The sequence below is a fragment of the Aerosakkonema sp. BLCC-F183 genome, from assembly GCF_041929145.1.
In the GTDB taxonomy this organism is placed as follows: Bacteria; Cyanobacteriota; Cyanobacteriia; order Cyanobacteriales; family Aerosakkonemataceae; genus Aerosakkonema.
Map to the genome: position 1 here is coordinate 1 of NZ_JBHFNU010000066.1, position 18967 is coordinate 18967.

The 18967-nt window shown below is 45.4% G+C and carries 20 protein-coding genes; 9 read left to right on the forward strand and 11 right to left on the reverse strand.

The window, feature by feature from the left end; translation table 11 throughout:
* Window positions 1–110: 110 nt before the first annotated feature.
* The 6 genes from ACE1CD_RS19425 to ACE1CD_RS19450 all read right to left on the reverse strand — a co-directional run bounded on the left by ACE1CD_RS19425 (window position 111) and on the right by ACE1CD_RS19450 (window position 4932).
* Window positions 111–308: a hypothetical protein gene (locus tag ACE1CD_RS19425; protein WP_374791618.1), complete on the reverse strand. Its 198-nt coding sequence runs from the start codon at window positions 306–308 to the stop codon at window positions 111–113.
* Between the two features lie 352 nt (window positions 309–660).
* On the reverse strand, window positions 661–792 hold the full coding sequence (locus ACE1CD_RS19430) for a hypothetical protein (protein ID WP_374791620.1): 132 nt from the start codon (window positions 790–792) through the stop codon (window positions 661–663).
* A gap of 39 nt (window positions 793–831) precedes the next feature.
* The gene (locus ACE1CD_RS19435; RefSeq protein ID WP_374791622.1) at window positions 832–1479 is read right to left on the reverse strand and encodes a LuxR C-terminal-related transcriptional regulator; all 648 of its coding nucleotides are present in this window, start codon (window positions 1477–1479) and stop codon (window positions 832–834) included.
* Window positions 1446–2309, reverse strand: coding sequence for a S1C family serine protease (locus tag ACE1CD_RS19440; protein WP_374791624.1), 864 nt, complete (start codon window positions 2307–2309; stop codon window positions 1446–1448). Before ACE1CD_RS19440 ends, ACE1CD_RS19435 begins: the two co-directional genes overlap by 34 nt.
* A gap of 3 nt (window positions 2310–2312) precedes the next feature.
* Entirely contained in the window at window positions 2313–3242 is a 930-nt protein-coding gene (locus tag ACE1CD_RS19445; RefSeq protein WP_374826037.1) for a S1C family serine protease, read from the reverse strand.
* A 238-nt stretch (window positions 3243–3480) separates the two neighbouring features.
* Window positions 3481–4932: a DHA2 family efflux MFS transporter permease subunit gene (locus ACE1CD_RS19450; protein ID WP_374826038.1), complete on the reverse strand. Its 1452-nt coding sequence runs from the start codon at window positions 4930–4932 to the stop codon at window positions 3481–3483.
* An 84-nt stretch (window positions 4933–5016) separates the two neighbouring features.
* Here ACE1CD_RS19450 and ACE1CD_RS19455 point away from each other — a divergent pair, with 84 nt between their 5' ends.
* Entirely contained in the window at window positions 5017–5649 is a 633-nt protein-coding gene (locus ACE1CD_RS19455) for a hypothetical protein (RefSeq protein ID WP_374826039.1), read from the forward strand.
* 115 nt (window positions 5650–5764) lie between these two features.
* Here ACE1CD_RS19455 and ACE1CD_RS19460 read toward each other — a convergent pair whose 3' ends face one another.
* Window positions 5765–6430 (reverse strand): response regulator, encoded by a 666-nt coding sequence (locus ACE1CD_RS19460; protein WP_374791632.1) that lies wholly within the window; start codon window positions 6428–6430, stop codon window positions 5765–5767.
* Window positions 6427–7674, reverse strand: coding sequence for a sensor histidine kinase (locus tag ACE1CD_RS19465; RefSeq protein ID WP_374791634.1), 1248 nt, complete (start codon window positions 7672–7674; stop codon window positions 6427–6429). The genes ACE1CD_RS19460 and ACE1CD_RS19465 overlap by 4 nt, the downstream gene beginning before the upstream one ends.
* Window positions 7675–7890: 216 nt before the next feature.
* Between ACE1CD_RS19465 and ACE1CD_RS19470 the strand changes: the two genes are divergently transcribed.
* Together ACE1CD_RS19470 and ACE1CD_RS19475 are read left to right on the forward strand one after the other, a co-directional pair.
* The gene (locus tag ACE1CD_RS19470; RefSeq protein WP_374791636.1) at window positions 7891–8649 is read left to right on the forward strand and encodes a Spy/CpxP family protein refolding chaperone; all 759 of its coding nucleotides are present in this window, start codon (window positions 7891–7893) and stop codon (window positions 8647–8649) included.
* 376 nt (window positions 8650–9025) lie between these two features.
* A complete protein-coding gene (locus ACE1CD_RS19475; RefSeq protein ID WP_374791638.1) occupies window positions 9026–9526 on the forward strand; it encodes a hypothetical protein in 501 nt (166 codons plus the stop codon).
* A 47-nt stretch (window positions 9527–9573) separates the two neighbouring features.
* Here ACE1CD_RS19475 and ACE1CD_RS19480 read toward each other — a convergent pair whose 3' ends face one another.
* The 3 genes from ACE1CD_RS19480 to ACE1CD_RS19490 all read right to left on the reverse strand — a co-directional run bounded on the left by ACE1CD_RS19480 (window position 9574) and on the right by ACE1CD_RS19490 (window position 10754).
* Window positions 9574–9789, reverse strand: coding sequence for a hypothetical protein (locus tag ACE1CD_RS19480; RefSeq protein WP_374791640.1), 216 nt, complete (start codon window positions 9787–9789; stop codon window positions 9574–9576).
* Window positions 9790–9817: 28 nt separating this feature from the next.
* Window positions 9818–10048, reverse strand: a complete 231-nt coding sequence (locus ACE1CD_RS19485; protein WP_374791642.1) for a hypothetical protein — start codon at window positions 10046–10048, stop codon at window positions 9818–9820.
* A gap of 472 nt (window positions 10049–10520) precedes the next feature.
* Window positions 10521–10754 carry a hypothetical protein gene (locus tag ACE1CD_RS19490; RefSeq protein ID WP_374791644.1) on the reverse strand — a complete coding sequence of 78 codons (234 nt, stop codon included), beginning with the start codon at window positions 10752–10754 and terminating at the stop codon, window positions 10521–10523.
* On the opposite strand from ACE1CD_RS19490, the gene ACE1CD_RS19495 reads away from it, so the two are divergent.
* From ACE1CD_RS19495 to ACE1CD_RS19520, 6 genes are all read left to right on the forward strand, one after another.
* On the forward strand, window positions 10738–10974 hold the full coding sequence (locus ACE1CD_RS19495; protein WP_374791646.1) for a hypothetical protein: 237 nt from the start codon (window positions 10738–10740) through the stop codon (window positions 10972–10974). The genes ACE1CD_RS19490 and ACE1CD_RS19495 overlap by 17 nt on opposite strands.
* 344 nt (window positions 10975–11318) lie before the next feature.
* On the forward strand, window positions 11319–12980 hold the full coding sequence (locus ACE1CD_RS19500) for a SulP family inorganic anion transporter (RefSeq protein WP_374791647.1): 1662 nt from the start codon (window positions 11319–11321) through the stop codon (window positions 12978–12980).
* Window positions 12981–13088: 108 nt separating this feature from the next.
* A complete protein-coding gene (locus ACE1CD_RS19505) occupies window positions 13089–14522 on the forward strand; it encodes a cation:proton antiporter (RefSeq protein ID WP_374791649.1) in 1434 nt (477 codons plus the stop codon).
* A gap of 154 nt (window positions 14523–14676) precedes the next feature.
* On the forward strand, window positions 14677–15507 hold the full coding sequence (locus ACE1CD_RS19510) for a HEAT repeat domain-containing protein (RefSeq protein WP_374791651.1): 831 nt from the start codon (window positions 14677–14679) through the stop codon (window positions 15505–15507).
* A gap of 170 nt (window positions 15508–15677) precedes the next feature.
* On the forward strand, window positions 15678–16229 hold the full coding sequence (locus ACE1CD_RS19515; protein ID WP_374791653.1) for a dual specificity protein phosphatase family protein: 552 nt from the start codon (window positions 15678–15680) through the stop codon (window positions 16227–16229).
* 137 nt (window positions 16230–16366) lie between these two features.
* Entirely contained in the window at window positions 16367–18823 is a 2457-nt protein-coding gene (locus tag ACE1CD_RS19520) for a VIT domain-containing protein (RefSeq protein WP_374826040.1), read from the forward strand.
* The last annotated feature ends 144 nt before the right edge of the window (window positions 18824–18967 follow it).

Genomic DNA, 18967 nt, shown 5'->3' on the forward strand with positions numbered 1-18967 from the left:
TTTAGCTTGAACTCGTAGACTATCATGGTTAATCGACCTAATCACCGAATTTATGATAGCATTGTTTCACAAAACGATTCGCTACGCTCAATTAATTAGCTGGTCGCAATTCATCTCCCGTTAAGCTGCGCTATAACGGGAGTCTTATTGCTCCATCCAGATAAAGCATCAAAAGCTTCTGCCCATTCCTCAATCAGATGTCGATCGAAAAGTCCGCGAATCACGCAAATTCCGTCCCGATTCAGTTCTGTTGCCAACCGATCTAGTTCTGCTGCTGTAAATTTAGCGGTTTCTACTTCTTGAACCATCTACTACTCTCTTCAATTTCTGGTTTGCTGGAGCTTTACAGCGATCGCCGCGAAGTTCGGTAATCCATTAGCTCTATCTCTTGTAAGGGTAGTAGATGCAGAAACATTATTCATCAAGAAATATACCTAAAGTTAGAGTAAAGAACATCTGTATCAATCGAGTAGGTAAAGCTTTCCCAAAACCTATCCAATCTCTGCCTTTTGAGGATAAGGAAATCAGCCGATTGAGGTAGCAGACTCATCTTTATGAATTTGCATAATAGGAGCAGGATAAAGCAATATCTAACCTATATAACTAACATACTTACCAAAGCCATTAAACCTATCTGCTTTGAGCGGATAGGTTTTGTGATTAGCCAAATTTGTGGGGACGTAGGTACTGGTAGAACAAATGGCAAGGGTCATCCGATGCCAGGATTTTTGATTTTTGATTGGCTGGGCCTTGAATATTAGACATCTCCAAAAATTCTTGTGGTATAGGCATCCTGCCTGCCTTTAAGATTAATCATCGTCATTGCTAGGTTCACAACAAAATTAACCCATCTTTAGCACCCTTGATTACCGCTTCCGTGCGACTGGAAACTTCCAGCTTGCTAAAGATAGAAGCGATGTGAAATTTTACGGTATGCTCGGAAATGTGCAATCGACGAGCGATCGCTTTATTGCCCTGACCGGAAGCCAGCATCCCCAACACCTCAACCTCCCGACTGGTGAGAATTCCCTTGCCATTATCCCGCTCCTTGGCAGTTGCGGGTAATGGCGAAAGCAAAGACTCCATCACATCCGGATGCAGTACATTTAAACCCAAAGCTACTGCTGAAATTGCTCCCACAATCTCATCGCCAGTAGCCTGTAAAGGAAGAATACCCTGCACCCCATTTCGCAACCAATTACCGATTGACACCTCTTGCCAATCTTCTGCCAAAACCACCATTCCAGACACCTGAAATTCACCATCAAAAATCAATTCTTCCCCATCCCATACCAACAGCACCACATCCGGTTGTAACTGTTCGTTTTTCAAAAGCATTTCCCCATTTGTAACGCTACCCACCACCTCCAAACTCGAATTATTTGCCATTAAAGCCGATAAACCAGCCCGCATAATGGTAGAATTAGCTACCAGCAAAACCCTGGTTATGCCGCTCGTGCTGAGGAGTCTTTGTTCCATAGCACCACATCCAACTGCACAAGCTTATCCCCACGCAGCACATTTAATGGCAGTCCATCACCTTCATAAGAGTTTTCCAAAATGTGAAATAGTTCATTTGGCGAAAGGAAAGCAATACCTCTCACTCCCACCAACACATCTCCCAAGATTAGCCCAGCGATATCTGCTGGACTGCTAGATTCCACATCGGTAATTAACAATCCATAACTCGCTTTGCCTTGTAATGGTACGATTACCTCGCGAAGATTCACCCCCAAATAAGGACGTTCGTTACCTCTTTCCAAAAAGCGTTGCACCACATGAGTGGGAATGGCAAACCCTTTCCCTTGTACGATCATCGTATTAATTCCAATTACTTCCCCTTGCACGTTAGCCAAAGGGCCGCCAGAATTACCGGGTGCTAATTGCACATCTGTTTGTATCCAATTAGGACGATTGGCATTAATGCTAGTGAGATTGTGAATGATTCCCACGGTTACTGCTCCCGTCGAGCCGTTTGGATTGCCTACCGCTACTACTAATTCTCCCACTCGCAAGCGATCGCAATTAACAATTTTGGCAGCGTTTAAGTTAGAAGCATCTACTTTCAATGCTGCTAAGTCCCGCTGACGATTTTTCGCGATCGCAGTCGCCGCCAGAACTCGTCCGTCTGATAATTCCACCGATATTTTTGAGTGACTTATAACGTGGGCATTGGTAATAATTATCCCATCGCTATTCCAAATCACGCCCGATCCTATTCCGTTTCTGCGTCCTTGGATTTTCACTGTAGAACGGCGTAGGGATTCGGTTACAGCGTTTAATTCCTCAACTAAGCTGAAGCTATCCATTAGTTACCCCCTTTGCGGTCTAACACCGACCGCGATCGTTAGTTCGATCGAATTTCCACCCCGGACAATTTTGGCCTGAATGGGTCGATTAACTCGTTCGGGGCCTAACATGGAATGAACATCGCTGATATCGTTGATGGATGTACCGGAAAGCTCTACTAAAATATCGCCGATCAACACTCCTGCTTTATCTGCTGGTGATGATGGTTCGACGCTAACTACTATTACGCCGCCATTGTCAGGTAAATTAAGCGATTTTTGCAGAACAAGAGGTAGTTGAACTGGTTGCATTCCCAATCCTAGATAACCGTATCTAATGTTGCCAGTTTCTAGCAGTTGGTCAACTATGCGATTCACGATAGTGTTGGGAATGGTGAGTGCAGTATGACGGGGTACTATAGTATTAATCCCAACGACCTTTCCTTGAGTATCTACTAATGGCCCACCGGAGAAACCTGGGTATAGTATCAGGGAGGGACGAATCGATCGGTCAATGGAAAAACCTCCCCAAGTGCGCCAACTTTCTCCCAAACTACTGATGATGCCCAAACTAGCGCTGATACTATTTTCTTGGCAACGGGCGATCGCTAATACTAGATGACCTACTTTCAGAGTAGCCGCATCTCCCAGATTTGCTGTACCTAGTGCTGTTTCTGGTATTTTCAGTATGGCTAGATCCCTAGTTTCGTCTCTTCCTTCTAACGTCGCAGAAATGGTTTGCCCTTCTGGTAGGGTAACCCTAATTTCTTCGTCGCGGTTGATGGAGCGATCGGTAGTGACGATAATTCCCGGTCTCCAGTGAACGCCACTCGAAGATGTGCGTCGCCTACCGTTGATTTGCACGATCGCTTTTGAGGCTTGTTCTACTATATCGGCTAAGTTGCCGGAAAATGCCTCTAATATTTTGCCATTATGCGATGCAGAATTAGTCATGTGCTTTTTCAAACATGGATGTAAGATGGATTGTTTGGAAACCGATGGTTTCTGGTTCAATCCGACCTATTTCTTTTTAAGATGCTGTATTACCAGCTTCTATGACATCGGATAAATGGGCAGGTATATCCTAGAAAAATGGCTAGGTAGATAAAAACTCTCCAACACTTTGCTCGATCGAATTAACCAAGCGATAAATATTGCATCATCAAAAAAGCCATCTTTCTCTGATTTCAACTCAGCGCGATACTGTCTTTCGGGGTTGCGATCGCCACAGAATAAACATAATAGATGCAGCGATCGCCAACATCGCAGCAGCAATTTTGAAGGTGGACTGCACCCCGAACACAAGGGCATCCGGGGGCGCATTCGTCACATTCGCGGAGGAAGATTGCATCAACACTATCGCCGCAAAAATCGCTCCTAATAAGGGAACTCCCGTAGTTTGACCTAGTGTGCGAGTCAGGGATAGCAAACCAGAGGCAATACCGAGCCGTTCTGGTGGCACAGAACCCAAAATAGCGCTGTTATTGGGGGATTGGAACATTCCCAAACCAATCCCAAAAGGCGCAACGCGGACTATGTAATCGATATCCGTCATCTGAGCGTGGAAGGTACTGATACTCAAGCATCCCATCACCATCAACCCCAAACCGATCAAGCTAATCATCCGGGTGCCAAAACGGTCAGATAAGTTGCCCGAAAAGGGAGCGACAATCCCTCCTAGTACAGGAGATACAGCCAGCAATAATCCCACGTGCGGAGTGGGATAGTGCAATACCAGTTCCAGAAAGAAAGGAATAATGAAAATGGTGCCGGCAATCACAATAAATACAAGAATTCCAGTCAGCAAACTGAGGCTAAACTGACGGTTGTGAAATAGAGACAAATCTACTAGAGGAGAAGTATTCCGGGATTCCTGCCAGAGAAAGATTACCAGACCGACGAGGGCGATTGCCAACAACCCCAGTGTCATCGGATTGGTAAAACCTGCATCCTGTCCGTGCGTCATACCCAAAGCAAAGGCAGTCAGGGCGATCGTCATTACCACCATCCCAAACCAATCAAACCGTTGTCGGGTGGCTCGATACTGATTTGGCGGTACACTACGGGCAACAACAAAACTAGCAAAAATACCAATGGGAACATTAACCAAAAAAATCATCCGCCAGTCAGACAGCCCAATCAACAGTCCACCCACTGTTGGGCCTAGAGCGATGCCTAATGATACGATCGCGCCAATAATACCCAATGCCCGTCCCCGCTCAGAACTGGGAAATGCTTCCGTCACCAACGCCGCTCCCAATGCCGAAATCATTACTGCTCCCATACCCTGAAGTGCCCGGAAGCCAATCAGCCAGCCTACCCCAGGAGATAATCCACACAGCAGCGAACTGATGGTAAACACAATCAACCCGCCCAGGTAAAGGCGTTTCTTGCCGATCGTATCTCCCAGTCGCGCTGCCCCTAACACCAGTGCTGTCACTACTAGCAGGTAGCTCAATACCACCCATTGAATAGTCGCAAAGGTGGTTTGAAATACCTCGACTAAGGTTGGTAGGGCAATATTCACAATACTGGTGTCCAGAGTGAACATTAAAACGCCCAAACCAACACCTAACATAACCCACCATTTGGCTGAGGTTGGCTTGGGCGATGAGGAAAAATCAGGAGGTGGATTATAACTCATATGTTCGATTTTGCTGATAATAGTTAGAATTGAAATGTTACTATAGTTAAGAGTATCCGCTCAATCCCATAAAACGCTCTGGCTGTGGAGTTAACTATCCACCTAAGCCGCAAGGAAGTGTTACTGAATTGGGAAATTAACTTAGCTCAAAATCTTTCCTCAAAATCTTTCCTCAAAATCTTTCAGTGTCAGAATATGATTGCCCCAAAATTTAACAAAATCAATTTAATTTTATTGAGCGTCAGCAGTTTGGTGATTTTGTTGGGAATATCCGCCAACTTGATTCCAGGTGTATCGTCATTTTCTCAAAAAACCCTGGCTCAAAATGTTCGAGATAGGGAAACATTAGAACAACAAAAAGCGGCTCAAGTTATTCGCCACTATTACGACGCGATTAACCGCAAAGACTACAGAAGCGCTTATGCAGATTGGGCAGGAGAAGGCTCTGCTAGCGGAAAATCATTTGAGCAATTCAGGAGAGGTTTTGCCAATACTGCATCAGTTAAGGTAAACATTGGAAAACCCGATAGTATAAATGGAGCAGTAGGCTCTTTATATGTGGCAATTCCTGTGACTGTTACTGCTACAAACGTTAATGGCACAACTCAACGCTTCACGGGTAATTATACTCTAAAACGGATTAATGATGTTCCTGGCTCGACTCCAGAGCAACGGAGGTGGCATCTCTACTCAGCCAGAATTACTCTGGTTAATTGAAGCTAATCTAGTTTGGCCTGATGCTACACCATCACCTTTTTTGACCAAACCTTTGATTATTACCCAATTTGCCATACTTTGGGTAATAATCAATGACTTTTCTGTGACATCGAACTCAGGTTAGCAAGGATAAGAAGGGACTGGCGAACATGGCAGCTTGAGTGCGATCGCGCAAATTTAACTGACTCAAAATACTGGTAATATGATTTTTGACAGTTCGTTCTGAAATATACAGCACTTCCCCAATCTCTCGGTTACTCGCGCCTTTGACAATCAAACATAATACCTCACGCTCTCTTGGCGTAAGTCCCGCCAGTTCTGGGGGAAGGCGAGTAGGCTGAGTTGGAATTGAGGGAGGTGAGGGAGCGATCGCTTTTTCCATCAATCCAGGCCCCATTTGCGTGTAACCTTTATGAATGGCTCGAATTGCCGCTGCTAAATCATCAGAATGAGTATCTTTTAGTAAATATCCTTTAGCACCCAATCGCATCGCTTGCGAAACGTAATCATCATCATCAAAAGTCGTCAAAACTAACACTTTGGTCGTGCTAAATTGCTGACAAATTACGCGAGTGGCAGCAACGCCATCCATAATAGGCATTCTCACATCCATTAAAACCACATCCGGCTGCAAAGCTTCCGCTTGCGCGATCGCTTGTTGTCCATTTTCCGCTTCTCCCACCACTTCTAAATCCGGTTTAGCTGACAGCAAACTTCTCAAACCTTGACGAATAATCATCTGATCGTCAACTAGCAATAAGCGAATTTTAGGAGCGGTCATAGTGTCAGCCTTGGTAACGGAATTAATATAGTAATCCGACAACCTTGTTGCAGTTGACTTGTGAGAAAGAACTGTCCACCCAGCGCAGCAGTTCGTTCCCGCATTCCCTGAAGTCCAAATCCAGTTGTGTTTCCTTCTGGATTGAACCCTCGTCCATTATCCTCAATCTGAAGCCGAATTGCTTCGCGATTCTCCCGCAGATCGATCGTAACTTGGGTTGCTCCGCTATGCTTGTAAATATTAGTTAACGACTCTTGGATAATGCGGTAGAGTGCTGTACTAATGTCGGTGGGAATAGGCTGGGATAATTCAATCGTACAGCTTGGTACAATCCCAGTACTCTGACGAAACTCTGTCACTGCTTTTGCGATCGCATTTGCTAGAGATTGTCCTTGCAAAGGGTCGGATCGCAAGGTAGAAATTGACCTCCTTACCTCCTGCAAGGCCCTAGAGCCTAACTGTTTCGCTTCTCGCAAAAAAGATGCCGTTTTCTCAGCATCCGCAGGTAGAAACAAAAGCGCATTTTCTAACTGAATACTTTGAGCAGTTAAAGCGTGACCCAACGAATCGTGAATTTCGCGAGCAATTCGATTTCGCTCTTGTAGCGTTGCTCGATCTTCTATTCGCAAAGCATACTCGCGTAATCGATCGTTGGCAATTAGCAATTTCTCGCGACTTTGACGTTCCGCTAATAAAGCATTAACTAATAGCAAAATAAACATAAGAGTCAACCCATAAGTTATCGCCGTATTTAGTCTCAGAGTTAGAATGGTATGGCTGAAAGACTCTGGCGGAAGTAGGTGTCTGGGGGGAGGAGGTGGCCCAGGTACTTGCTGAAATATCATCAGTAGGAAACTAATAAACACCAATCCTGCGACCACTAAACGACCGACTTCTTGAAAAATCAAACAACTGCGAAGCACTACGATCAAACCCAGCAATGGGAAAAATATTGTTCGTCTATCTAGTAGGAAAGTTAAACATAACAATGCCAATCCCAACCCTGTATAAAGCCATTTGTCAACAGCTTTCCCAGTCGGTAGCTTCAAACCCATTAAACCAAAGGCAATCAGGGTGAGAAACGAGAATGGAAGCGTCCCATTATCGATGCGATGTGGCTCTGGCCGGATTTGGCCCAGAACTGTTATTCCCAGTAAAATCCATTCCAAATAGAGGATCGGGCGGAAAGAATGGTTAGAAAAGGGCGATCGACGAAACCACCGCGAAGGCAAAAGAGTTTGCATAGTCAGAAAATAGAAATGATTTTTTTTACTCTATTGTAGGGAGGAACTAAATTTTCAGGATTATCTTTAAAAAAAATGTGACCGAAATCCTAAATCAATTAGGACTTTGGTACTAGAGAAATTGGGAATTTCGATCCATGTCGAACTGTGAGCGGACTTGCTAATCTTTAAATATCGAATATCACAAACATTCGCTCCTTAAATCTACGAAGCACTATGAAGTCTAATTTTGCTCTCCATCTCAGAAATCAAATCTCAAAAGTTAAATACTTGTCCCTATTGGCAGGTACGATTTCTCTAGCACTATCAGCAGCAATTATTCCCGTCGTGTTGGCCCAATCTAATAATCCGCCTGCTCCACCACAACAGCCTCCAAATGGGCTCAACTTGACCTCCGAACAACAGGCAAAAATGCAGCAAATCCGGCAAGCTGAGCGGCAACAAATGGATAATATTTTAACTGCCGAACAAAAAGCTCGCCTGGAAACTGCCAGACAAAATCGCGAAGCTCCACATCGGGTATTTGAATCGCTGAATTTGACTGACGAACAAAAAGCAAAAATTCAAGAATTACGGCGCACGACGAAAGAGCAAATGGATGCAATTCTGACCCCTGAACAGCGTCAGCAAATGCAGCAACATCCTCCGGGTTTTCCTCCCAATTGGCTGAATTTGACCTCCGAACAGCAAGCTAAAATGGAGCAAGTTAGACAAGCTGAGCGGCAACGGATGGATAATATTTTAAATGCCGAACAAAAAGCTCGCTTGGAAACTGCCAGACAAAATCGAGAAAATCCGCGCCAGGTGTTTGAATCGCTCAATCTGACTGACGACCAGAAATCTAAAATAGAAGAATTACGGCGCACGACGAAAGAGCAAATGGATGCTATTCTGACCCCTGAACAGCGTCAGCAAATGCAGCAAAATCCTCCATTTTCTCCTGTTCCCCCAGAAGGATTAGAACCACCGCAATAGAATAATTGAATTGCCGATCGACTCGGTAAATAAGCTCTGTGAAAAAGGTAAAATGACTTTTTTATATTTTACCTTTTTCCCTAATTAGGACTTTGGTACTAGGTCAAATTAGGAAATTCGCTCCATGTCCCCCCAGAAGAATTATTGCAATTCCAGAGAAGACCTGGCCCAGCAGACCTGGCCCTGTCAACAGCTACCACAGCAAACCCTCCAGATTCCCTCAAGCTTGAGGATTTTAGCGCCACTCCCATCTGGGAGTGGTATTGCATACTTTCCCTGGCCAATTTGTATCTTATGTAACAATTTGTGTTTTTCCAATCCATTATGCAATTAATGGCGTTACTGTATAAGAGTACACAAAACGCGGGAGGGAGTTGTGAGTCAAAGAGTCACCATTGCGGTGACTGAATCGCTGTTTGCCCGACTTCAGCCCGTCAAGCATCAATTTAATATTTCCGCTATTTGCCAGGAGGCTTTAAAAATGGCTATTACTTACGAAGAACTCAAAGTCCAAATTACCGAACAAGACAATTGGGTAGAACGCCTTCAGACGGAAAAGAAAGTTCTCCTCAACAAAGTCCGCCAAGAAGGGTTTGAATTAGGTATTCGTTCCAGTGCCAAGTTATCGTACAAAGATTTCCGCCATTTTGAACGAGTCCAGCCGCTGGCGGTTGCGCTTGATGAAGATGTGCTGGACTACCTCTGGACATTCCTGAATCTGAAAGACTATCCAGAGCAAGCTCGTTTGAACGATGCGGACTTTGCCTACTTACTGCAAGTCGATCCCCAAAGTCGGATTAGCTTTGCTCAAGGATGGATCGATGGAGTATTATCCGTTTGGCAAACTATTAAGACTCAACTAGACAACGCTCAGTAGCCTTCTTCACCGAATACGGGTTTTGTTTGTCAGTGATGGGCCAAGCGCTAAGTTGCGGGAGCATTTAATTTCGCTCTTGAGGCTGATGGGGAGATGGGAGATGGGAGATGGGAGATGGAGAGAAAGATTGACCATTTTTCCCCAACACTAAAAATATCATCGAAATGAGATGCGCTTTTGCCGACAACGATCGTCTCGATCGCAAATGGTAACAATCGCCCCGTGATTGAATAGGAACTTGGGGGATAAAGCCTTTGGCTCATCCTGGGTTGGGTTTGACTAATTTTGCAATTATTTGATAGCGGTAGCCAGATAAAAAACGCCATTGACTCGAAAGCACAACTCGATACCAGAAAGCTTGAGAATGGAGCGTCGTTCCCACAACTTGGTTGCATCGTCAATTGTTTGACACTGTACCATTAAACATCCCGGATGGAAGCGCAGCGATAGGGAGTGGGCGGGAACCCCAGACTGTTGAATCCAGGACAAGAGGGAGTAGTCGGCAGCAGTTAAGTCAAACATAAGTGAGAGAGTCGGAAGAAGGGATAAGAATTATTAACTCCTAAAACTCTCAAGAGAACTGTGTCTTTTGTAACTTTATGCCTATATCTGCATAAAGAGATTGACAAATTTCAAATTTCTCTGACCGATGGAACGATCGAGGCGTTATAGCGGCAAAACGACTCGATCGAATACATTTTCCGTAGGGGCGGGTGAGAGCTTGTAAACCTCACCCTCGATCTGAACAAGCAGATCGCATACCAAAAGGTGAGAGAAACGATAGACGATTGCTCATATTGGGAGCAAAACCAAGGATGGCGCGATCGCGATGCTCGTAGATTGACATCCTCACCGCAGAAGAAGTGCGGTGATTGCCAAGATTACTCTTGAAGTTTCCTCTTTCAGCGACAAACCTTAAAATCAACTATCCATTACTGGCAATTCTTAAACTCTTTCACTGTTCAATAGAACCAATGAACAAGCCTAACTTAGCTTACCCCAGAGGATCGCCAATACCCACCGCTCGCAGCGCAATCTCTTGTGCTTGAAGTTTGTCCGCATCCCGCCGCAACCACCAAGCATATTCAAGGCTGTCGAAATCTCCCAATTGTGGCAATAGCAGTACCAGTTGTCGAGGTGAGGACTCGCAACCGCTCAATATCGGTAAAACTGCTCCATCAGTCACCCGTTGGCACTTGGCTTGGCTCAAGATGGTATATATATTCATCGCCTACTTGTCTGCTGAAGATTGCATTTTCACAGATTATGCCAAGGCTGGTAGGCCAGTTCAGAATAATTACATCGTCACGTCAGGGAAACTGCCTTTCACGTTCTGTTTGCGATCGCCAGTCATCCTGTCGATGCTCTTAGATAGAGATTTAATGAGTTGGGTTTCGTACTTCAACCCAAGCTACAAGGATGATGGTAAAGCGTCTCAGAATGATTGATGAGACTTTACGCTCGGCCCCAATACACAGAGCGCCAGATTGCACAGCGAATCATCAACTGAGGGCCTCTGGAACTTATCTATGGTAAAGCTAAGAATTTTCTATGGAAGCTTAACTTCTATTTTGGTGAAAAGATGAATATTAATTGCCATTATAACGTACATTAAAAAATATTGAAGAACTAAATCATCTCCAAATTAGGAATCTCTCAGGCGGGGAGGCAGAGCTTTGCTTGCGTCTGCCTAATTTCTGCTATCGCTGATTCCTGTCTCGAAGGCAAAACGGTTGTCTTCCAATTGCTTAATTTTTCAAAGTCGGTATTGCCCTTTTACTCATCACGATTCATGTCAATTACCAACCTGATTCGTTTTAACAACCTGCGGGGCGACATCTTCGGGGGTGTCACTGCCGCCATCGTATCTTTACCGCTTGCCCTAGCTTTCGGTGTTGCCTCTGGAGTCGGGCCGATCGGCGGTCTGTATGGTGCTATTTGCGTTGGTTTCTTTGCCGCGTTATTCGGCGGTACTCCCACGCTGATTTCCGAACCGACTGGCCCAATGACCGTGGTGATGACGGCGATCGTCGCCTCCCTCACCGCCAGCAATCCGGATAATGGTTTGGCGATGGCATTTACCGTTGTCATGTTGGCGGGGCTGTTTCAGATCGTATTTGGCATTTTCAAATTAGGGAAATACATTACCCTCATGCCCTATAGCGTCATCTCCGGCTTTATGTCGGGGATTGGCGTGATTCTGGTTATTCTACAAATTGCACCCTTTTTAGGCCAACCAGCGCCGAAAGGGGGTGTTCTGGGCACCGTAACGACGATTCCGCAATTGATTGCCAATGTGAATCCACCGGAGGCAATTCTAGGTCTCTTGACGGTGGGGATAATTTTCCTCATGCCCAAAAAGCTGAAGCGTTTTGTGCCTCCCCAACTGGTGGCGTTGATTATTGGAACTGTAATTTCCTTGACGGTATTTCAAGGTATGGAAATTCGCCGCATTGGTGAAATTCCAGTGGGACTTCCCCCATTGCAATTCCCAACTTTTACACCCGGTCAAGTGACCGTGATGTTAGTGGATGGGGTAATGTTGGGGATGCTGGGTTGTATCGATACCTTGCTGACAGCAGTGATCGCAGATAGTCTCACCCGAACTGAACATAAATCCGATAAGGAATTGATCGGTCAAGGCATCGGCAATATTGTTTCCGGTCTGTGCGGTGGCTTACCGGGTGCAGGTGCGACGATGGGAACAGTTGTCAACATCCAAACGGGTGCAACCACAGCGGTATCTGGTTTAACAAGGGCGTTGGTGCTGCTGGTGGTGGTTTTGGGCGCTGCCAAGCTGACCCAACCGATTCCGATGGCAGTGTTAGCAGGGATTGCGCTTAAAGTAGGGATTGATATTCTTGACTGGAGTTTCCTGAAGCGATCGCACAAGGTTTCTATCAAGGGTTCCCTGATCATGTACGGGGTATTGCTCTTAACCGTATTTGTGGATTTGATTGTAGCGGTAGGCGTAGGTGTGTTTATCGCCAATATTCTTACTATCGAACGGTTGAGTAGTTTGCAATCTCAGGAAGTTAAGCTGATTGCCGATACAGATGACGATGCACGATTGACCGAAGAGGAGAAGTTCCTACTGGATAAAGGCAAAGGGCGTGTGTTGTTATTTTACCTGAGTGGCCCGATGATTTTTGGCTTATCGAAAGCGATCGCACGCGAACACAATGCGATGAAAGATGCAGATGCGTTAGTAATGGATCTCAGCGATGTGCCTTTGCTGGGGGTGACTGCTTCGCTGGCGATCGAAAATGCGATTCGCGATGCTTACGATAAGGGTTTACAGATCTATATCGTCGGTGCAAGCGAGAAAATTCAGCGCCGCTTGCAACGTCTGGGACTGTTCGATCTAATTACCTCAGAACATATCTTGAGCGATCGCACGGTCGCCCTGCGTCAAGCTGTTGACCTGGTTTACAACAAAGAGGCAGTCGCCTAAAAAGAGTATGACAAGTTCGACGAATCGAGGTAACCTGATGCGTCAGGAAACTAAAAATCGGTTACCTCCGATTCAAATCAGGTTCACATCGTCTTTACCGCGTAACTCATGTTTTTGAACCATACAATTACAGCTTTCACTGGGATGGCATACCCGCTTGTCCCTTCGCCCTTGTTGGCAACTGTCGAGGCAGAAAATTCACCGATCGTTCTCACCGGAGTTCTGCTGAGTTTGGTGATAATTTACCTAGCCAGCAAAATTGGCGCAGAAATAGCCAAACGGTTAGATTTTCCGCCAGTTCTGGGGGAATTGGTGGCGGGTGTAATCGTCGGGGTATCTGCATTACACCTGATTGTCTTTCCCGAAAGCGGACTATCTGCCTCTGATTCAGTGGTGATGACGATTCTGCAATGGATCGATCGTCTCTCCCCCGCAGCTGTCACAAGTATATTTGAATCGCAGAGTGAAGTCATTTCCGTGCTGGCAGAATTAGGCGTAATTATTCTGCTATTTGAAATCGGTCTGGAATCCGATTTGCGACAATTAAAAGAAGTTGGATATCAAGCCACAATTGTAGCTTGTGTGGGAGTGGCAGTTCCTTTTGCAGCAGGGACTGTGGGCTTGATGATGTTATTCCACGTTCCCGCAATTCCAGCTATTTTTGCAGGGGCTGCTTTGACGGCAACTAGCATTGGGATTACATCCAAAGTATTGTCTGAATTAGGACAGCTTAAATCCAAAGAAGGTCAAATCATTGTTGGTGCTGCTGTCATTGATGATGTGCTGGGAATTATCGTCCTGGCTGTTGTCGCCAGTTTAGCGAAAACGGGTGAGATTGATGTTACTAATGTCATCTATTTGATTGTCAGTGCAACCGCTTTTCTAATCGGTTCCATTCTGTTGGGTGGCATCTTCAATAAGACCTTTGAGCGGATCGTCGAGCAACTTAAAACTCGTGGCAATATTGTCATCCCAGCATTTATCTTTGCCTATTTTATGGCATTTCTGGGCAATGCAATTCACCTAGAAGCGATTTTGGGTGCGTTTGCTGCTGGTTTAGTTCTAGATGAAAGCGATGCTCGCAACGAGTTAGATGAACTGGTGAAGCCGGTCGCCGATTTGCTAGTGCCCATCTTTTTTGTAACTGTAGGAGCTAGAGCAGATCTGGGCGTTTTGAATCCGACTGTACCAGAAAATCGGGCTGGATTGTGGATCGCTGTATTTTTGATGGTAGTTGCGATTCTCGGCAAGATAGTGACAGGTTGGGCGGTGTTCGGTCAACCCGGAATTAATCGATTAGCGATCGGCGTTGGTATGATTCCGAGAGGTGAAGTCGGATTAGTGTTTGCCGGCATCGGTTCTGCCAGTGGCGTTCTCAGTAAGCCGTTGGAGGTATCGATTATTATCATGGTGATTCTGACCACATTTCTGGCACCGCCCTTTCTGCGCTTCGCCTTCGGTCAGCCAGTGGAACCCCCAAGCACAGGAGAACCTGGAAGCGAACAACCAATTTTAGCAGGTGAATCTCAGCCTACACCGTGAGGTTGCTGCGAGCGATCTCAAACACCACAGTCAGAAGCTCCAACTAACCTAAAGGTATAGTTGGAGTAGTTCACTAACTATCTTTGAACATCAAAATACTTTCATACTTTAGACAAAAATAATCCAATCCATAAGTTTTGAGAAAGGGGTGCTTATGAGTCACTCTAATATAGAGTCTTTACTGGAAGACTGTCGTTCAGGCAATCCTTCTAGACAAACACCAGCAATTATGAAGCTACAAGAAAAGGAAGCTTATGAAGCTGTCCCAACCTTAGTTGATTTACTCACTTCCCCCGAACAAAATATTCGGGGGCTTGCTGTGACGGCGCTGGGATGGCTGGGAGACGAAGAAATTGAGACTGTTGGCCCTGCGCTTGTGAGGATGTTAGCCGACCCAGAAGATCTCGTTAGATCCGATGCAGTGGATGCGCTCGCCACACTGGACTACATACCAGCGATCGAACCAATCAAGTCTCTCCTTCGTAGTGACTCTGATTGGGTTGTGAGAGCTTCAGCAGCAGAAGCATTAGGTGATTTAGCTGAAGTAGGAGACTCAGAGGTTTTGGCAGAGCTTGAGTTAGCCCTAGACGATCCCATTGGGCCGGTTCGATCTTATTCAGCTTGCGCTATTGGACTTTTAGGAACACAAGAGATTCTGCCCAAACTTGAAGTGTACTTCTCATCAGAAGAGTACCTAAACACAAAAGCCGAAATCTTAGCTGCCAGATACCGATTGGGTATTCGCGATGATTTAACTAAGCTGCTAAAATTACTTCAAAGTGCTGATGAGCATTTGGTAGGTGTCATTCTTAACATTCTACGAGACTTAGCAGAACGTAAAGTCCCCCTAACCCTTGCTCTTGATGCGCCGCAGATTCGTCAAATTTTGACTGCAATTGCACAGTCTTGTCCTATTCACCGAAATTACGCTGAACGGGTTATTGTTCAATTAAAAGAAGTAGAACTTCAATTAACAACCAAATGAGAGCAAATCAAGTATTTATTTGACGACATAATAATTTCCAGTTTCGATTACACTCTCGATTTGGTAGGTGATCGGCGGGTGGTGCAGGAACAGAATGGGCGAAAAGTTGAGTATGAATAAAGTATTAATTATCACATAAGTAATGTGTAAATCTTAAATTTTTTTTAAAAATGAATCAAAACAAAATGTATAAGTTTGCTGCCGCTTCAGAGGACGAATCGATCGTATATGGTGCTGCTAGACCTGGATACAAGAATATACAGGTCGATCGGTGGATTGAATTTATGCAGCAACAAAACATTAAGCGCGTTTGTTGCTTGCTGACTCAGACTCAGCTAATTCGCTACACAGATTTGCTGGTAACGTATCGAAATATATTTGGTTTAGATCGGATTTGTTGGGCACCTATTGAGGATTTTCAATTGAGCGATCGTCAAACCTTAATTGAGGAAATTCTGCCTTTTTTAGACATAGCAAACCAACAAAATGAGAAAGTTGTCGTGCATTGTTCTGGTGGAATTGGACGCACAGGACACATTTTAGCAGCTTGGTTAGTGAGTGCGCGAGGCTTCTCCAATCAAGATGCGATCGCAGCAGTGAGGCGAACGGGGAAGAATCCCTATGAGGCGGCGATAGTCGCTCCCCTCAAAGGTCGAAATCCTTGGAAAGTTGCTGCGGAACTCAACGCACTGCTCAATGATTGTCGCGATCCTAAAAAGTAGTTTAAAACGCGATCGCAACTACCGCCATACTGCTGAGCCAATCACTGAGCATCTACTGAACACAAAACTGAGCATTTCTCCCCAATCAACGCCGTTACGCTGGAGACATAAGAAAATCGCATCAAGAGGTTGTTCCTATGACTCAGACTATCGAACACCAACCAGGTGGCTTATACATTCAAACTCCCGATCGACAAAAAATCGCCTTTCCCCTCAAACACACGGAAGTACAAGCCAAAGTTGCGGGAAATATCTCGCGAGTCGAAGTTACCCAAACCTTTGAAAATCCTTTCACCACAACGCTGGAAGCCGTCTACATCTTTCCGTTACCCGATGAAGCAGCCGTCGATGATATGCTGATTCGCATAGGCGATCGCACTATTAAAGGTAGCATCAAAAAACGTCAAGAAGCGCAACAAATTTACGAGCAAGCCAAACAGCAAGGACGCACCGCCGGACTCCTAGAACAAGAACGCGATAACATTTTTACTCAATCTCTTGCTAACATCAAGCCTGGGGAACAAATTGATGTAATTATTCGCTATTCCGATAGCCTGAAATTCGAGGCGGGGAATTATGAATTTGTGTTTCCAATGGTAGTTGGCCCGCGTTACATTCCAGGCACAACAATTGAGGGAAATACAACAGGGGGTGGCTCTGCTGCTGCACCGATGACTTTAAATCAAGATACCGATTTAGTGCCGGATGCTTCCCGCTTGAATGCTCCCATTCTACCATCAGGAACTCGCTCCCGACACGATATTAATGTAACTGTCGAAATTGATGCGGGTGTGGCAATTCGGGATGTGCGATCGCCATCTCATCAAATCCAGGTTACTCACGAAGGACAGAGCGTGCGAGTAAAACTGGCGGGTGGAGATACAATTCCCAACAAAGACTTAATTTTACGCTATCAAGTGACAGGCGATCGCACACAAACCACCGTCTTAACTCAAGCTGACGAAAAAGGCGGACACTTCGCAGTTTACCTGATTCCCGCAATAGCATATCAACCGAATCAAAAGATTGGTAAAGATGTCGTCTTTCTCATCGACACATCTGGATCTCAAGCTGGTGCGCCGCTAATGCAATGTCAGGAATTGATGCGCCGCTTTATCAACGGATTAAATCCCGACGATACCTTCAGCATCATTGATTTTGCCAATACAACCCAGCAACTCTCCCCCGTTCCTCTACCCAATACACCGCAAAATCGATCGCTAGCAATTCAATACATCAACAAGTTAAATGCAGGCGGCGGAACGGAATTGCTGCGCGGTATTCGCGCCGTTTTGAATTTCCCAGTCACAGATCCGGGACGGTTGCGGAGTATTGTGTTGTTGACCGACGGTTATATCGGTAACGAAAATCAAATTTTGACAGAAGTGCAACGACATCTGAAATCTGGAAATCGCCTCTATAGTTTTGGTGCGGGTAGTTCCGTGAATCGTTTCTTGCTCAACCGCATTGCCGAAATAGGTCGGGGTATTTCTCGAATTATTCGACACGATGAACCGACTGATGAAGTAGTCGATAAATTCTTCCGGCAAATCAACAATCCCGTTCTCGCTAACATTAACTTGCAATGGGAAGGCGATGGCGAATCTCCCGTAATTTATCCCTCCACACCACCAGATTTATTTGCAGAACAACCATTAGTTTTGTTCGGGCGCAAACAAGATTGTCGTGCTGGAAAGTTGCACGTTACCGGAATTGCAGCCGGTGGTACTCGCTATCAGCAAACTTTTAATTTGAACTTTCAAGAAATGGGAAATCCTGCGATCGCACAACTTTGGGGACGTTCCCGCATCAAAGATTTGATGAATCGGATGGTCAGCGGAGATACAAAGGCAGGTGTGGAAGCGGTAACAGATACTGCTCTTACCTATCAATTGTTATCGCAATATACGGCTTTTGTTGCAGTCAGCGATGATGTGCGAGTCAATCCAACAGAGGCTTCTGTATCTGTGCAAGTACCTGTAGAAATGCCGGAAGGTGTTAGTTATGAAGGTATTTTTGGCAACATTGCTTACAATTCTGCTCCCGCAATAGCTCGCGCTGCATCCGATCCACCTGATTTTTTGCAACGCCGAAAAGTCAACTATTCTAATGCACCATCTCCAGCACGTATGTCTCCTCCCAGTCCGACTTCTGCAATGGAGTCATCTGATGAGTTCGATATCACGTTAATAAATCCAGACTTGATGTTTGAAGACGATGAACCGTTGGAAGCACCCAAACTCCAACGCCCTGGAATACCTCCTGCCCGTCGTTCCCCTGGAATGCCTTCTGTCTCTCGCCTACAGGTTATCAGCGCCACGGGACTCGATAACAGTCCGATCTCACTTCTCAGTGCGATCGCACTTCTCACCCAACATCTACAATCGATCCAACTGGCGGCGGGTATCAGTGGCGATTTAGTCTTTGAGTTACAGGTGAGTAAGGGACGGGTGAGACAGGTTGTTTTGGATGAGCAAGCATCTTCTGTGCAAGAACAAACGGTAATTGAGGCAATTCGGCGAGCGCTGCTGATTTGGCGACCAATGCCAACGATTACGAGTACCGTTGTTGTAACACTACGAATTCAACCATAATTGCGACGATGCGATCGAAACCGGGTAAAACCCCGGTTTTTTTTGCGGCGATATCGTTTCCGGTTGCATCACGATCGATACGAACAATTGTCTGTGGAAATCGAGGGTTAAATTTTTACCGCAGTAGGCAGATAAACGCAGATA

Coding starts and splice junctions, on each gene's coding strand:
- ACE1CD_RS19425 (WP_374791618.1), bottom strand. CDS start 308: ATGGTTCAAGAAGTAGAAACCGCTAAATTTACAGCAGCAGAACTAGAT.
- ACE1CD_RS19430 (WP_374791620.1), bottom strand. CDS start 792: ATGCCTATACCACAAGAATTTTTGGAGATGTCTAATATTCAAGGCCCA.
- ACE1CD_RS19435 (WP_374791622.1), bottom strand. CDS start 1,479: ATGGAACAAAGACTCCTCAGCACGAGCGGCATAACCAGGGTTTTGCTG.
- ACE1CD_RS19440 (WP_374791624.1), bottom strand. CDS start 2,309: ATGGATAGCTTCAGCTTAGTTGAGGAATTAAACGCTGTAACCGAATCC.
- ACE1CD_RS19445 (WP_374826037.1), bottom strand. CDS start 3,242: ATGACTAATTCTGCATCGCATAATGGCAAAATATTAGAGGCATTTTCC.
- ACE1CD_RS19450 (WP_374826038.1), bottom strand. CDS start 4,932: ATGAGTTATAATCCACCTCCTGATTTTTCCTCATCGCCCAAGCCAACC.
- ACE1CD_RS19460 (WP_374791632.1), bottom strand. CDS start 6,430: ATGACCGCTCCTAAAATTCGCTTATTGCTAGTTGACGATCAGATGATT.
- ACE1CD_RS19465 (WP_374791634.1), bottom strand. CDS start 7,674: ATGCAAACTCTTTTGCCTTCGCGGTGGTTTCGTCGATCGCCCTTTTCT.
- ACE1CD_RS19470 (WP_374791636.1), top strand. CDS start 7,891: ATGAAGTCTAATTTTGCTCTCCATCTCAGAAATCAAATCTCAAAAGTT.
- ACE1CD_RS19480 (WP_374791640.1), bottom strand. CDS start 9,789: ATGAGCCAAAGGCTTTATCCCCCAAGTTCCTATTCAATCACGGGGCGA.
- ACE1CD_RS19485 (WP_374791642.1), bottom strand. CDS start 10,048: ATGTTTGACTTAACTGCTGCCGACTACTCCCTCTTGTCCTGGATTCAA.
- ACE1CD_RS19495 (WP_374791646.1), top strand. CDS start 10,738: ATGGTATATATATTCATCGCCTACTTGTCTGCTGAAGATTGCATTTTC.
- ACE1CD_RS19490 (WP_374791644.1), bottom strand. CDS start 10,754: ATGAATATATATACCATCTTGAGCCAAGCCAAGTGCCAACGGGTGACT.
- ACE1CD_RS19500 (WP_374791647.1), top strand. CDS start 11,319: ATGTCAATTACCAACCTGATTCGTTTTAACAACCTGCGGGGCGACATC.
- ACE1CD_RS19505 (WP_374791649.1), top strand. CDS start 13,089: ATGTTTTTGAACCATACAATTACAGCTTTCACTGGGATGGCATACCCG.
- ACE1CD_RS19510 (WP_374791651.1), top strand. CDS start 14,677: ATGAGTCACTCTAATATAGAGTCTTTACTGGAAGACTGTCGTTCAGGC.
- ACE1CD_RS19515 (WP_374791653.1), top strand. CDS start 15,678: ATGAATCAAAACAAAATGTATAAGTTTGCTGCCGCTTCAGAGGACGAA.
- ACE1CD_RS19520 (WP_374826040.1), top strand. CDS start 16,367: ATGACTCAGACTATCGAACACCAACCAGGTGGCTTATACATTCAAACT.